Annotated in this window: 10 protein-coding genes and 1 pseudogene; 4 read left to right on the plus strand and 7 right to left on the minus strand. The window is 66.9% G+C overall.

Annotated elements, in window-relative coordinates; genetic code table 11:
* Both LIG30_RS26070 and LIG30_RS06920 read right to left on the minus strand, forming a co-directional pair.
* Nucleotides 1-1,140 (minus strand): ESPR domain-containing protein (locus LIG30_RS26070; protein WP_038710785.1); only part of this gene is annotated, 1,140 nt, incomplete at its 3' end.
* A 179-nt stretch (nt 1,141-1,319) separates the two neighbouring features.
* On the minus strand, nt 1,320-2,135 hold the full coding sequence (locus tag LIG30_RS06920) for a sulfotransferase family protein (RefSeq protein WP_038710786.1): 816 nt from the start codon (nt 2,133-2,135) through the stop codon (nt 1,320-1,322).
* 762 nt (nt 2,136-2,897) lie between these two features.
* Here LIG30_RS06920 and pcaQ point away from each other — a divergent pair.
* Nucleotides 2,898-3,884, plus strand: coding sequence for a pca operon transcription factor PcaQ (gene pcaQ, locus LIG30_RS06930; RefSeq protein WP_038710789.1), 987 nt, complete (start codon nt 2,898-2,900; stop codon nt 3,882-3,884).
* A 196-nt stretch (nt 3,885-4,080) separates the two neighbouring features.
* Here pcaQ and LIG30_RS06935 read toward each other — a convergent pair whose 3' ends face one another.
* Together LIG30_RS06935 and LIG30_RS06940 are read right to left on the minus strand one after the other, a co-directional pair.
* Nucleotides 4,081-8,478 carry a DEAD/DEAH box helicase gene (locus LIG30_RS06935; protein WP_038710790.1) on the minus strand — a complete coding sequence of 1,466 codons (4,398 nt, stop codon included), beginning with the start codon at nt 8,476-8,478 and terminating at the stop codon, nt 4,081-4,083.
* A 104-nt stretch (nt 8,479-8,582) separates the two neighbouring features.
* Entirely contained in the window at nt 8,583-9,107 is a 525-nt protein-coding gene (locus LIG30_RS06940; RefSeq protein ID WP_038710792.1) for a metal-dependent hydrolase, read from the minus strand.
* Nucleotides 9,108-9,531: 424 nt separating this feature from the next.
* Between LIG30_RS06940 and ppk2 the strand changes: the two genes are divergently transcribed.
* On the plus strand, nt 9,532-10,464 hold the full coding sequence (ppk2, locus tag LIG30_RS06945; RefSeq protein ID WP_038710793.1) for a polyphosphate kinase 2: 933 nt from the start codon (nt 9,532-9,534) through the stop codon (nt 10,462-10,464).
* A gap of 54 nt (nt 10,465-10,518) precedes the next feature.
* Here ppk2 and LIG30_RS06950 read toward each other — a convergent pair whose 3' ends face one another.
* Together LIG30_RS06950 and LIG30_RS06955 are read right to left on the minus strand one after the other, a co-directional pair.
* Nucleotides 10,519-10,809 carry an H-NS histone family protein gene (locus LIG30_RS06950; protein WP_038710794.1) on the minus strand — a complete coding sequence of 97 codons (291 nt, stop codon included), beginning with the start codon at nt 10,807-10,809 and terminating at the stop codon, nt 10,519-10,521.
* 346 nt (nt 10,810-11,155) lie between these two features.
* Nucleotides 11,156-11,746 (minus strand): IMPACT family protein, encoded by a 591-nt coding sequence (locus LIG30_RS06955; protein WP_038710796.1) that lies wholly within the window; start codon nt 11,744-11,746, stop codon nt 11,156-11,158.
* Nucleotides 11,747-12,647: 901 nt separating this feature from the next.
* Between LIG30_RS06955 and LIG30_RS06960 the strand changes: the two genes are divergently transcribed.
* The gene (locus LIG30_RS06960; RefSeq protein ID WP_038710797.1) at nt 12,648-12,932 is read left to right on the plus strand and encodes a hypothetical protein; all 285 of its coding nucleotides are present in this window, start codon (nt 12,648-12,650) and stop codon (nt 12,930-12,932) included.
* Between the two features lie 158 nt (nt 12,933-13,090).
* A pseudogene (locus LIG30_RS25115) lies at nt 13,091-13,221 on the plus strand (IS3-like element ISBcen23 family transposase); the annotation flags it as partial.
* 104 nt (nt 13,222-13,325) lie between these two features.
* On the opposite strand, the gene LIG30_RS06965 reads toward LIG30_RS25115, so the two are convergent.
* Nucleotides 13,326-14,717 (minus strand): NAD-dependent succinate-semialdehyde dehydrogenase, encoded by a 1,392-nt coding sequence (locus LIG30_RS06965; protein WP_038710798.1) that lies wholly within the window; start codon nt 14,715-14,717, stop codon nt 13,326-13,328.
* Nucleotides 14,718-14,758: the final 41 nt, after the last annotated feature.

A 14,758-nucleotide genomic window follows, 5' to 3' on the forward strand; every position in this document is an offset into this window, starting at 1 on the left:
GCTGCCGCTATTGTCGATGCCACCGGTGATCGCTCCGGCATTGCTGATCGAGGCGATCGTGCCGGTGTTCAGCACGCCATGGGTCCCGCCGCTGATCGTGCCGCCGAGGAGGTTGGTCAGCAGCGTGATCGACCCGCTGTTGGATACGCCGGTCGACGTGCCCGTCACGAGGCCTTGAGTGCTGAGTGTGCCGATCGTGCCCGTGTTGGAGATGGCCGTCGCGCCGTTGATCTGCCCGCCGAGCGAGTTTGTCAGATTCGTGATCGAGCCGTTGTTCACGACGGCGGTTCGACTACTCGAGATGATATTGCTGTTGGTGATCGTATTGGCCGATGCTCCGGAATTGACCACCAGACCCGAGCCGCCGACTACCCCCGTGCCACCGGAGATGGTGCCAGTATTGACGATGGTCACGCCGGCACCCCCGACGAGAACACCGGTGCCGCCATTACCGCCCGCGCCCGGGTACGGGCCGGTGCCGCCATTACCGCCCGCGCCGCCCTTGACGGTGCCATAGTTGCCCAAGCGCGTGGTAGTGCCGTTGAGGATGATGCCGGCGCCGCCGCCACCACCGCCACCACTGCCGTATTGACTGGAGCTGGCACCCGACCCGCCGTTGCCGCCGCTGATCGTAAAGGTATTGCTCAGTTGCGTTCCCGCGTTGCTGACGACCGCGCCGGCACCGCCACCGCCGCCGCCACCGGTATAGTAGCCGCCCGAGGCCCCAAGGCCACCGTTAGCCCCGGCGACGTTCCCTGTTGTGCTGGTGCTGGATGTCACGGTCTTACCGACTGCGCCGCCGCTGCCGCCAGCGCCGCCGCCGCTGCCTGCGGCCCCGGCCGCGCCGCTACCATCTGCGTTCGCGCTGCCGTTGCCGCCATTGCCGCCGCTATACCCGCCGCCCACGCTGCCGCTGCCGCCTGCACCGTCCGCCGTCGAAGCCCAGCCGGTGGCCGGCACTATCGCAGCGACGCCGAACGTGACCACTGCTGCGACGGCGGTCACCCGGACGGACCGGGCCGCCGCGCGTCGCGCGCTGCGTTGCGATGTGGCGTTCGAGCCGTTCGCCCGTGCGAGTTCCGATACGGCCTGGAACATGCCGAGACTCGCATTCCAGACGATGCGATAGACCAGATTCATCTTTACCCCTTTTCTTTTTTTTGATGACTTGACTACGTGTTATGCCGGAGCGAGCGCCTCGGTGCACGGTCATTGCAACCGGCGCCGCCATTGCTGCCCACCGTGCCCGGAATCCGCTCGGCGTGCGGTGTTGCATCGGGCCCGTGCCTGAGCCTTCGACGTGTTGCGAATCCCGGTAATCAGACGATCCGCACCCCGCGTGTGTTGAGTTGCGGGTTCCGCCAGAACGAATCGTTCGCGAAGCGCATCGCGAGGTCGGGCGGCAGGATTGTGTCGCGGGTGCGCGGCGCGACTGTCCGGTGCACCTGATGCAGGCCAGGTGTGTTCACGCGCGCGTCGAATTCGCTCGCGTCGTAACTGACGTTGTCGAAGTCGTGCTGGAACGGCGCTTCGCCGATGAAGTCGTAGATGGCCGTCAGCACGCGCTGCGGATCACTGACGAGCGTGTCGTACTGCACCAGCATCAGGCGATGCGCGTCGTCGCCATAGAACGCCTGACGCAGAGCGTCGTAGGCTGCGCCGACCATGCCGTCGGACCCGGCGAGTCCGCCAGAGCGCGTATAAACCGAGCCGCTGGTCGTATGACTGAAAATCGACGACGGCGTGAACGCGTTGCGCTGCACGAGCCGCTCGAAGCTGTCGAGAATCCAGTGAATGTCGCGCACGCACGCGATCACGCGGCAGTTCGGGAACAGTTGGCCGAGCGCGGCCAGCCGCAGGCACCAGCTACGGTTGGTGTCGAACACCACCGGCGCGGTGATTTCGGATCCGTAGTACTGGTCGAACAGCCCGCGCAGCATGCGGTGCCGCTGCGAGTCGCTGATGAATACCGAGTACTCGTTGCGTCCGCTCATTTCGCCGAGCAGCGATGCGAACAGTCCGGCCAGCGGCCCCGACATCGCCGCGTGGAAGCGCGGATTCTGCCGCAGCAGCGCGGCGAGCAGCGTCGAGCCGGCGCGCGGAAGTCCCGAGATGAAATGAAACTGTTTGTCCATGGCACTTATCAGAGGTCTCGCGAGTCTCGCGGCTCGGTACTGAGCGCGCGGGCAGAGCGGTGCTTGCGTGCATTCGAGTAAGGCGAATGTATTCTTTACGGCAGCGTGGGGCGCGACATTAACAGCTTTTGGGGGGCGGCTTTAAACGCAAACGATTGCCGGTCATTGAAATTTCTTATTGTCGAGGCGGACTCTATTGATATCAATGTCCGGGGGCTTCGGATGGGCGTGCGGGCTTCAGCGGCCCGCATGGCGCATTGCGCCTGGCGCTATCTCGCCGCGCTCCACGATCCTGAAGCCGGCGCTCGGCCTCGCGCAGGCGATCGAGTGCAACGACGACAGCAGGCTGTCGTTCCGTCAGATACAAATAAGTGGTTTCCTTCTCGCTGAGTAGCTGACAGGTCCGATCAATTTTTACCCCGTGGACGTAGGATGCCGTCCCTCTATTACCGGACCGTCGGATCTGCCGCCATGGCCGATAACTGGCTCCCACACCTACGCCGAAGCCGCGGCGCACCCGCGAGCGCGGGTAGGGCGGATACACCGCCGGGGCAGCGTTCCAATCCATGACAGTTGACGGCTAGGCTTTTTGTCGAAAATTGCCACAACAATTGTCACTCAAAGACGCCTGCGGTTGGCGCCGGAAGCAGCGGTTCGTCGGCCGACCGGACGAGACGTTCGCAGCCCCCGTGCAAAGGGCTTTAACGAATCCGGGAAGTTATGCAAAATGGTGTTTTCCCGCAAAAAATATAACTTTCCGTTATGCAACCCCGCATTCCCGACGGCCGTGTGAAGTTCCGGCATCTGCAGTGCTTTCTGGCGGTCGCGCAGTTCGGCACGGTGCAGAAGGCGGCCGATAGCCTGTCGATCACGCAGCCCGCCGTGTCGAAGACGATCGCCGAGCTGGAGGATATCCTCGGCGTCAAGCTGTTCGAGCGCGGCCGCCAGGGCGCGCAGCCGACCCGCGAAGGGCAGCTCTTCATGCCGCATGCGAGCGCCTGCGTGCTGGCGCTGCGGCAGGGCGTCGGGCTGCTGTCGCGCGAGGGCGGCGGCGCGGCGGCGACGCTCGAAATCGGCATGCTGCCGACCGTCGCGGCGTCGCTCGCGCCCGCGGTGATGAAGGCGCTGGCCGCGCGCTGGCCGCGCGTCGTCGTCAGGATCGCGACCGCCGCGAACACCGAGCTGCTCGAACGCCTGAAATCGGGCGCGATCGAATGCGCGATCGGCCGGTTGTCCGAGCCGGAAAGGATGGTCGGCCTGTCGTTCGAGCAACTGTATGCCGAGCCACTCGTCGCCGTCGTGCGAGCCGGCCATCCGCTGCTCGCGAGCGACGCGCCGGCCGCCGAGCTGGCCCGCTATCCGGTGGTGCTGCCGCCGTACGGCACGCTGATTCGCCAGTCGGCGGAGCAGCTGCTGGGTGCGTGCGGCGCGCCGCCGCTCGATTCGTTCGTCGAGGTGCTGTCGGTGTCGGTCGCGCGTGCGCTCGCGCTGGAGAACGATGCGGTCTGGTTCGTGCCGCTCTATGCGGCCGAATACGATCTCGCGGCCGGCACGCTCGCTCGGGTGCCGCTGCCGGCCGCAGGCACCGACGAACCGGTCGGGCTGATCCTGCGCACCGACGCGCAGCCGTCGCCCGTCGCGCGCACGCTGATCGACGCGGTGCGGGAGATTGCGCGCGTGCGTTTTGGCGGGGGGCGTCGTGTGGTTCGGCGGCGCGGCCCGCGTGCGACGGAGACGCCGTGCGAGTAGTGTGCGGAGTGCGGAGTGCGGAGTGCGGTGTTCCGAGTGCCGATGCGCGATTCTGGATTCCCGAGCACCGAGCACCGAGCACCGAGCACCGAGCACCGAGCACCGAGCACCGAGCACCGAGCACCGAGCACCGAGCACCGAGTTCCGAGTTCCGATCCGGAGCGTCGAGTAGCGGCGCGCAGGCCCCGTCGTCGCGTCAGTAGTGCCGCGCCAGCCTCACGCGTGCGTCTTCCCGCACGGCGGGCGGCAGTTCGGCCGCGTAGTGGAATTGTCCGGCGACCAGCGACGCGACCGGCACGCCGTCGCGAAACAGCACGCGGTTGCCGGCCAGCGCGGGCACCTTGTCGCCGGGCAGCAGCGTGCCGGCGAGGTTCAGCGGGTCGGCGCCGCTCACGCAGACGAACTGGCCGTCGCCCGGCTGCCGGCGCAATTCGCGCAAGACCGGAATCGCCTCGGGCAGCGCGAACTGTTCGCCCGCCAGCCCGGCGACGAAGCGCCCGCCGCGAATCTCGCCGCGCGCTTCGAGCCGCTGCAGCACGCGCACCAGTTCGCGCCAGCTCGGCAGCCAGTCGGCTTCCCGTTCGAGCAGGCGCCAGAACACGACGCCATACCGCCGCAGCAGCGTCCACGCGACATGTTCGAGCGTGCCGGGATCGGTCGCGGCCGGCGAGCGCTTCGGCGTGTTGCTCTGGGTTTCGGCCACCGGCCGCTGCACGAGCGCCCAGCGGCCCGCGTCGTCCATCCCGCCGATCAGCGCGCCGCCGCGCCGCGTGCGCGGCGCATGGGCGGCGCTGCGCTTCACGGCGGGACGCAGCAGCGCACGCAGCCCGGCGAAGCTGTCGGCGTTCACGAGGCCGGCCGACACCAGTTCGCCGAGCGCCTGTTCGAGCTCGACCGGCAGCACGTGCAGCTCGTCGAGCAGCGCGTCGAAGAACATCGCGCCGTGCGTGGCGAGCGCATTGCGCAGTTGCGCCGCGCGCGCCGACAGTGCCGGTTGCGCGGCCGGGTCGCGCAGCGCCTGCCACGCGCTGAGATCGCGGCGCGGCAGCAGCACGATCGGCGTTGTCTTGACCGGCGTGCCCGCCGCGCGCGCCGGCGCGCTGATGCGCGTCCACGCGAGCTTGCCCGAGCGGCACAGCTCGTCGAGCCCGCCCGCCGTGTAGTCGGTGAGCCGCGCGGGCAACAGCGTGTCTTCCCAGGCGCCCGCCGCCGCCTCGAAGCCTTCGAGCTGCCCGACGACCGCCGCGAGCGCGTCGCGGCCCGTGCCGCGCGTGTCCGGCGTCAAGTGCTGCCAGTGGAGCAGGAAGCGCATGAAGTCCGCCCGCTCGACCGGCTCGATCTCGCGGCGCAGCCGCTTGACGGTGTAGCGGTGAATGCGCGCGAGCAGGTGCCGCTCGCACCATTCGTCGACGCGGGTGCCGAGCGTGAAGCGCCCGCGCATCACGTAGCCCTCGCGTTCGAGCGCCGCGAGCGCGGCGGCCGCCGCCGCGACGGGCACGCCGAGCGGCTGCGCGACCGCCTCGACCGACAGCGGGCCGAAGCCGGTCAGCCGCGCGCGGATCACGTCGACGAGCGCGGCGTCCGCGGCCCACGGATCGGCGCAGGCGGCCGGCACTTTCAGCGGCGGCGCGCAGCGGGCGTCGGGGTGCAGCGCCCGCATGCACACGAGCCGCTCGACCGGCACCCACAGCGCCGCGCCGCCCGGGGTCGCCAGCCGCGTCGCGCGGCGGCGGCCGGCCAGTTCGGCGAGCCATGCCGTCCAGCCGTCGTGCGCGCGCGCCTCGTCGTCGCCGATACACGCGAGCGTGAGCAGCGCTTCGTGCATCTCGTCGGCGTCGCGCACGAGCGGCCACGCTTCGTCGCGCACCGCGTCGATCGCGCCGGCATCGAGCGCGCCGAGGTCGTCGGCGGATTCCGGATCGCTCCAGCGGCGCGCGAGCACCGCCTGCGTGCGGCGCTCCTCGAGCGGTGCGCCGTCGAGGAATGCGTACGGTTTCGCGTTGAGGATTTCCGCCGCGAGCGGCGACGGCGCGGGCAGGTCGCGCGCGACCAGCTCGATCGCGCCCGCCTCGATGCGCCGCAGCAGCGCGAGCCAGCCGTCGGTGTCCATCGCGTCGTGCAGGCAGTCGTCGAGCGTCTGCGCGACGAGCGGGTGATCGGGAATCTCGCGCTCGCCGACGATGTTCTCGAGGCACGCGACCTGATCCGGGAACACGGTCGCGAGCAGGTCCTCGCTCTTCATCCGCTGCAATTGCGGCGCGGTCTTCCTGCCGCCGGTGTAGCGCGGCAGCGCGAGCGCCGTCGTCGCGTTCCAGCGCCAGCGCACCGCGAACAGCGGCGCGTCGAGCAGCGCCTGGATCAGCACGTGTTCGGCGCTCGCCGCGCGCAGATAGCGCCAGACTTCGTCGAGCGGGAAACTGTGCGCGAGCGACAGCGACAGGATGATCGCGTCGTCGGTCGCGGCGGCCTGCAATTCGAAGTCGAACGTGCGGCAGAAGCGCTTGCGCAGCGCGAGCCCCCACGCGCGGTTGATGCGGCTGCCGAACGGCGCGTGGATCACGAGCTGCGTGCCGCCCGATTCGTCGAAGAAGCGTTCCATCACCAGCGTATCCTGCGTCGGCAGCACGCCGAGCGCCGCGCGGGCGCGCGCGAGATAGTCGACGATCTGGCGCGCCGCCTCGGGCGACAGCCGCAGCGTGTCGACGAGCCAGCTCAGCGCGGGGCCGAGGCGGCTCGCCGGTTCCGCCGCACCGCCCGGCGCGGGGCTGCTCGCCGCCTGCGCGTCGCCCTGCGCGAGCAGCGCGTCGATGCGCGCGCGCAGCCGGCCGACCGCGACGGACAGCTCGTCGCTGCGGCCCGGCGCCTCGCCGAACCAGAACGGGATGTTGGGCGGCTGGCCCTGCGCGTCCTCGACGCGCACGCGGCCCGTTTCGATGCGCACGATCCGGTACGACTGGTTGCCGAGCTGGAACACGTCGCCGGCCAGGCTCTCGACCGCGAAGTCCTCGTTGACCGTGCCGACCTGGATGCCCTGCGGCTCGAGCACGACCGCGTAATCCGCGGTATCGGGAATCGTGCCGCCCGAGGTGGTCGCGGTCATCATCGCATTGCGCCGCCCGCGCACCGTGCCGCCGACGAGATCGCGATGCAGGTAGGCGGCCCGCACGCCGCGCCGACCGCTGAAACCTTCGGCGAGCATCCGCATCACGTCGTCGAAGCGCGCGCGCGGCAGCCCCGCATAGGGCGCCGCGCGGGTGAAGCAGCGGAACAGCGCGTCCTCGTTCCACTCGGCGCAGGCGACCTCGGCGACGATCTGCTGGGCGAGCACGTCGAGCGGCGCGACGGGAATCCGCAGCGTGTCCAGCTCGCCGTGCCGCACGCAATCGAGCAGCGCCGCGCATTCGACCAGCTCGTCGCGCGACAGCGGAAACAGCCGACCCTTCGGCACGCCGCCGACCTGGTGGCCCGAGCGGCCGACCCGCTGCAGGAATGGCGCGATGCCGCGCGGCGAGCCGACCTGGCAGACCAGATCGACGTCGCCGATGTCGATGCCCAGTTCCAGCGACGCCGTCGCGACGAGCAGCTTCAGCTCGCCGCGCTTCAGGCGCTGCTCGGCGTCGAAGCGATGTTCTTTCGCGAGGCTGCCGTGATGGGCGGCGATCGCGTCCCGGCCGAGCCGATCGGCGAGATGGCGCGCGGTGCGCTCGGCGGTGCGGCGCGTGTTGACGAACACGAGCGTCGTTCGGTGAACGGCCGCCAGCTCGGCGATGCGGTCGTACACCTGCTCCCACACGTCGGTCGCCATGACCGGTTCGAGCGGCACGCGCGGCAGTTCCAGCGCGAGATCGCGCTCGCGCGCATGGCCGGTATCGACGATCGCGCAGTCGCGCGGCGCGGTTCCATCGTTGCCGACGAGAAAGCGCGCGACCGCGTCGATCGGCTTTTGTGTCGCGGACAGGCCGATGCGCGGCAGCGCGCGCCCGGTCAGCGCGTCGAGCCGTTCGAGCGACAGCGCGAGATGGCTGCCGCGCTTGCTGTTCGCGAGCGCATGGATTTCGTCGACGATCACGGTGCGCACGTCCGACAGCATCTTGCGTCCCGACGTGGACGACAGCAGCACATACAGCGACTCGGGCGTCGTCACGAGGATATGCGGCGCGCGCTTGCGCAGCGCGGCGCGCTCTGCTTGGGTGGTGTCGCCGGTGCGGACCGCGGTGCGGATGCCGGGCACCGGCAGGCCGAGCTGCGCGAGCGATTCGCTGATGCCGGCGAGCGGCGCGTCGAGGTTCACGTGGATGTCGTTCGACAGCGCCTTGAGCGGCGACACGTACACGACCAGCGTCGCGTCCGGCAGCGTGCCGTCGTGCGCGAGCGCGTCGCGCACCAGTGCGTCGATCGCGCACAGGAACGCGGTGAGCGTCTTGCCGGAACCGGTCGGCGCGGCGACGAGCGTCGAGCGGCCCGCCTCGATGTGCGGCCACGCGAGCGCCTGCGCGTCGGTCGGCGCGGCGAACGTGCGCCGGAACCACGCGGCGACGGCCGGATGGAACACGTCGAGCGCGCGGGCGGCGGGGCGGGTGGCGGTGACGTCCATTGGAGCGGCGAATGAGGGAGCGTGCATGCGGCGCGAACGCGGCGTGCCTGAATCGCAAGTGTGCCAGACGGACGGGGCGCGTGCCGGGCCGCGCGCCGGGACGGCTACGCGGTAGGCCGCCACGCGAGCAACTCGCGCAGCAGCGGCGCATGCGCCCAGGTCGATTGCGTCAGCCAGAGCGCGCCCGCCCACGCGGCGGCGACGACGAGCAGGTCGCAGCGACCGCTTTTCCACAGATTGAGCGAATGGCGCCGCCAGATCCACGGTACGCCGAGCGGATTCGGCCAGTCGGCAAGCAGGTGCATCAGGCCGCCGCAGGCGAAGCCGAACAGCGGTGCGGGCCAGAGTATATGAGCCGGATCGGTGAGGGCGCGGTACGACACCGCGAGCAGCGCGAGCCAGCCGATCCCCCAGTGTGTCAACGTGCGATGGGTGATCCACAGACGCCGCCTGCGGCGCCACCATGCGATTTCGAGCCAGTCGGGCGCGGTGCCACCCGCGACGCCGGCGGCGAACGCGGCGAAGCTGCCCGCGAGCCAGGGGCCGGCCGCGCCGGACTGCGCGACGATGCCGGCTGCGATCAGGCCGGCTGCGAAGCCGGTCGCGTGATGTGCGTGATGCGATGCCATACGGAAAGACGGGTATGCTGCGAAAAACGAAGGGGCGCTATCTTCGCAGAATACCCGCAGGCCGTGGGCGAATTGTTCGCGCACTTTTTCGTGATGGCCGTTGCCGCCGCGTTTTCCCCCATTCGTCGCGCGCGGCGTATTTTATTGAGAGAGCATGTGCGAACGGCGCACCGCGCTGATTGCCTCCGCGTTCACGCGCATTCCGAATGACGGGGCGAAACATTTTTGCGATGGCAGGGTCGCCATCGCGACCGGATTAATGGATTAATGCGTGCGAAAAGGAGCGAGGACAGGACTCATTCAATAACAAGGCGAAATACCGGAGACGTTGATCCATCGAAACCCGCTCGATGCCGTTTTCATCAATCTGACGCGCATCCCTGCGATAATGCCCTCATTTCGCTGCGCCATTGAAGGAGGCCCCATGGGCGACAACGACACCCGTTTCGATCAGGAATCGCTGGAAGAGCGCCAGCGCCGCCTCGAAGAGGATCTCGTCGATGCGTACGACGAGGAACTCGAAATGGAACTGGACGACCGCCGTTTCGAGTCCGACGACGACTTGCTGTTTTCGCCGGAGCGCCGCGAGGCACGCAAGAGCTACTTCCGCGAGCTGTTTCATCTGCAGGGGGAACTGGTCAAGCTGCAGGACTGGGTGGTCAGCACCGGCCACCGGCTGATCGTGATCTTCGAAGGGCGCGACGCGGCAGGCAAGGGCGGCGCAATCAAGCGCATCACGCAGCGCCTGAATCCGCGCGTGTGCCGTGTCGCCGCGCTGCCCGCGCCGAACAACCGCGAACGCACGCAATGGTATTTCCAGCGCTATGTCGCGCACCTGCCGGCGGGCGGCGAGATCGTGCTGTTCGATCGCAGCTGGTACAACCGCGCGGGTGTCGAGCGCGTGATGAACTTCTGCAGCGACGACGAATACGAGGAGTTTTTCCGTTCGGTGCCGGAATTCGAGAAGATGCTGGTGCGCAGCGGCATCCAGATCGTGAAGTACTGGTTTTCGATCACCGATTCCGAACAGGAGGTCCGCTTCCAGAATCGCATCGAAGACCCGCTGAAGCAGTGGAAGCTGAGCCCGATGGATCTGGAAAGCCGGCGGCGCTGGGAAGCCTACACGGCGGCGAAGGAGGAAATGCTCCAGCGCACGCATATTCCCGAGGCGCCGTGGTGGGTCGTGCAGGCGGTCGACAAGAAGCGGGCGCGCCTGAACTGCATTCACCACCTGCTGAGCCAGGTGCCGTATTGCGAGGTTCCGCGCGAGTCGATCGAGCTGCCGAAGCGCGAGCATCATCCGGACTACATCCGCCGGCCCGTGCCGGACAGCATGATCGTGCCCGAAATCTATTGAGCGCGGCGCGCCGGCCGGCGTGGCAGGGCGGCGCCCGTGCCACGCGCGGCTCTGTCATTCCTTGATCAGGAACGCGGAGCGATCGCGCCCGACGATCCAGCCCGGCACGCGGCCGCGCCCGCTCCAGGTTGCGCCGGTGGCGGGATTTCTGTACTTCGGGCCGACCGTGAAGAGCTTGGCCCGGTCGCTGTAGCCTTGCCCGAAAATCTCCCGCGGGGTCAGCGCATAGCTCGTGACCATCTGGCGCACCTGCGCCAATGCGGTGCTCCGCTCGCTCCGGCGAGCCTCCTTGATCCTCTTGTCGAGGTCCGCAAGCTGGGCTTGCAATTGCTGGACGTTCTGCATGCGTCTGGGCCCCCGTGGCTGAATTCGACGATTGACGACGCTTGAATCGGCATGCGGCCAGGCGTGGCGGGCCGCATGACCCGGCTTGAGCGGATCGTGCGCTTCTGCTGAAAAGCCGTCCCGATTAACCGGGTTAAAGACGCGTTAACGGATTAATCGGCGGCCGGTATGAGAATAATGAGCGTTCCATCGTTTTGCTATCGGATTAATCCTAAAATGACGCGGCTCGCGATTCACGCGAGGCGCCCATTGGGCGGATTTCAGACGGGCGATGCGGGCCGTGAGTCCGGCGGTTTCATGGCCGCCTGTAAAAAGAAGGCGGCGCGTGCGTCAGGCCGCGGGCGGATCACGACACGTCGGGAAAGCCGGCCCGGCCTTGCGCGAGGTCGAACAGCGCGGCGCGTGCGTCGTCCACCGCGGTTTCGGGCAGGCGCATGACGAGGCGGACCGTCATGCCGTATGCGCTGTCGACTAGCTCGTAACCCGCCTGTTCGATCCAGCGGCGCACGCGCGCCTCGTCCGGATAGCCGATTTCGATCGCGAGCCGCGCCTGCCGGATGCGTTCGATGCGCTCGGCGACCAGCAGCGTGGACGCGATCGCATCCGTATAGGCGCGCACGAGGCCGCCCGCGCCGAGCTTGACGCCGCCGTAGTAGCGCACGACGGCACCCAGTACGCCGTCCAGGTCGTGATGGCGCAGCACCTCGAGGATCGGCCGGCCGGCGGTGCCGGACGGCTCGCCGTCGTCCGACATGCCGGATTGCCCGCCGGCGAGCAGCGCCCAGCAGACGTGGGTCGCCGTCGGATGCTCGTCCCTCAGTCGTTGCAGTGCCTGCATCGCCGCTTCGCGATCCTCGACGGGGATCGCGAACGCGATGAAGCGGCTCTTGCGGATTTCGAGTTCCCGAGTGTAGGTGTCGGCGAGGGTGTAGGTCATGTTCGGGAAGGGCGGGATTTCAAATAAATCAACGGGTTGTGGCGTTTTGTATGGTCGGCGATGTTGATCGACAGGGGCTGGGTGCGCGGAATTTGCCTGCATGGACTGGGCATAAATTATGCGCCAAAATTTCACGATGGCAGGGGGCGGAGAGTTTCGAGGCGCCGAGGGCGGGACGCAGACTATCGTCCGCGACGCCAAGGCACGCGGATTGGGGCTTAGGGTCGCTGCAGCGCGGAGTGCGTGTTTACGTATGCGAATCGCGACTATTTGGAAAACCCCCGTTTGGCAATCGGATATCCGCGAGCTTGAGTTCTTGCGGCAGCGTGCGCCGAATCGGCGCGGATGAAGACGCTGATTGACGAGGGTAAGAAACGCCTTCCGAACCGCAGCACGAGAAGCCTTGGCTGACCAGGACTGCGGTCAACAAGTCACTTGGAGTCGTTCAGCCAGGGAGAACACCATGAAATTCAATAAGCATGACAATTTGGAAGATGCTGGCCAGTATAAAGCTATGGCGATTGTCTGGAGAGAAAGTCAACCATAATGCTATGGGTGTCGTGTATGAGGCCAATGTCGGTCGGCTGGAAGGGCGAGTAAGAATGAATGACTTTCCGGACGAGCCCCTCTATACGCTATTGATTGGCAATATCGAGATAATTCACTTCAATGAGTGGCCAGTCACATGGTCGAAGCCTTGATCGATGGGGCCACCAATTTCATCTGCTCGTAGAGCGTGTTCTCAGGCGGCAACGACGCCCGCGGCATTTACAAGCTGGGTTGCACCGGTGCAACAAGAGGCTACTCGGCGCCGGGTGGTGCTCAGCAAGTGCTGACCCAACCGAAATCAGTGGAGCGACCCGAACGCCAACAAGATTGGTGAAATCAAAGGAATGCGCTGATGGATGCGATCAAACTGAAGCAGTACGCGGAGCTGCTCGAAGCCGAGATACAGGCGAATCGAGGCAAAAGCAAGGAGGTGGACTGGTTGGCGCAGTATCCGCCATTGGTTGAAGCGCTGGCGGATGCCAAGGCGGGCCGAATATCGCAGCCTCGTAATTTAGGTGGCTTGGGGCGATGGGAACAGGAATCCAGCATTCAGGACTTTGATGAGTTAGCCGAACGATTGGCGCAGTTCGAATTGCTTCTTTGGGGTTGGAAACTCCCAAGCGACGGCGGCCCTTAAACAACAGGGGAACGTCGGGCGATATCGGGTTGCAGTGTCTTGATGCGCCAGGGTTTGCGGGGCCCCGACACGGTGGTCGTGTCGGGGCGTAGTGATCTGTACAACCGGCAGTATCGCCCCGAGGAAAAGCAGAAGCTCGATACGCCAGATATGCAGGCGCCGCGGCCAGAGTGCTCATCGAACGCTGGCGGCAGTTCTACAGCGAGCGCCGGCCCCATTGCGCACATCGTTATCGACATCCGGCCAAGCCTGGCTGGATTCCGATGATATCGACGCGAGACCCACTGCCGGATTGGCCTCTAAATTCCACCTCAGGTCTTGCGCGACGGATATGAAAACGACCCCGTCTCCCGCCACAGGGCGGGGGACAGGTCCGACCAGCGCGACGTGACGTCAGAACGGCGCGTCGATGTCGACGACGTCGATCAGCTTGTGGTTCACGAATTCCTTGATGCCGAGGCCGATCAGCTCGCGGCCGTAGCCGGAGCGCCGCACGCCGCCGAAAGGCAGGTCGGCCTTGGCCGTGGTCGGGTGGTTGACGAACACCATGCCGGTGGAAATCCGTTTCGCGATCGCTGCACCGCGTTGGATGTCGGCCGTGAACACCGAACCGCCGAGCCCGAAGGGCGAATCATTGGCAATGCGCACCGCATCGTCTTCGTTCTTCGCACGGAACATCATCGTCACGGGGCCGAAGAACTCCCAGTAGTAGGCCGGGTTGTCGGGCGTCAGGTCAGTCAGGATCGTGGGCTGGACGAACGCGCCGTGGCTGGGCACCCTGGGTCCCACTTCGGTCGCGGTCGCGCCATGCTCGACCGCCGCACGAATTTTCTGCCTGATTTCATCCGCGGCGCCTTGCGAGGAAAGCGGAGCAAGGGCGGTTTCCGGATCGAACGGGTCGCCCGCCTTCAGTGCCGCCACGCCCTCGGTATAACGACGCAGGAATTCATCGTAGACCGCATCCACGACGATCATGCGCTTGGATGATATGCAAACCTGACCGGCGTTCCAGTGCCGACCGAACACGGCCCACTTCACGGTCTTCTCCATGTCGGCATCCGCCAGAACGACGAATGCGTCTGCACCGCCAAGCTCGAGCGTCGACTTCTTGAGCGCCTTGCCGGCCTGGGCAGCCACGATGGAGCCGGCACCTTCCGAGCCGGTCAGTGCGACGCCGTGCACGCGGGGATCGTTCAGGATGGTTTCGACCTGCTGGCGCGTCGCATACAGGTTCTGGAACGCACCGGCGGGGAGGCCCGCATCGCGCATCAACTGCTCGAACGCCGCCGCGCACTGCGGCACGTTCGACGCATGTTTGAGCAGCATGGTGTTGCCGGCGGCCAGTTGCGGTGCCAGGATGCGGGCGATCTGGTAGTAGGGGAAATTCCACGGCTCGATCGCGAGGATGATGCCCAGCGGCTCATGCACGAGCACGGCCTCGCCCTCGGAAGGGTCTGCGACCGGAAGCCGCTCGGGTGCGAGCAACGATTCGGCATGCTTGACATAGTATTCGAAGATGCGCGCCGAGATCTCGACTTCGCCAAGGGCTTCGACAGTGATCTTGCCCATTTCGAGTGTCAGCAGTCGGGCGTAGTCTTTCGCGCGCTGGCGCAGCAGGTCTGCTGCGCGCTGCAGGATGGCCCCACGCTGCGCGAATGAGAGTTCCTTCCAGGCGAGGAACGCGTGATGCGCTTTTTCGATGGCTTCGTTGACTTGCGCGTCGGTTGCGTCGGGAAACGTCTTGATCAGTTCGCCGGTATACGGATTGATGCTGGCGTATGCCATGGATGGCTCCTTTTCATTGATGGCGTGACTGCGGAATGGCC

This window comes from Burkholderia sp. lig30 (assembly GCF_000687455.2).
In the GTDB taxonomy this organism is placed as follows: Bacteria; Pseudomonadota; Gammaproteobacteria; order Burkholderiales; family Burkholderiaceae; genus Burkholderia.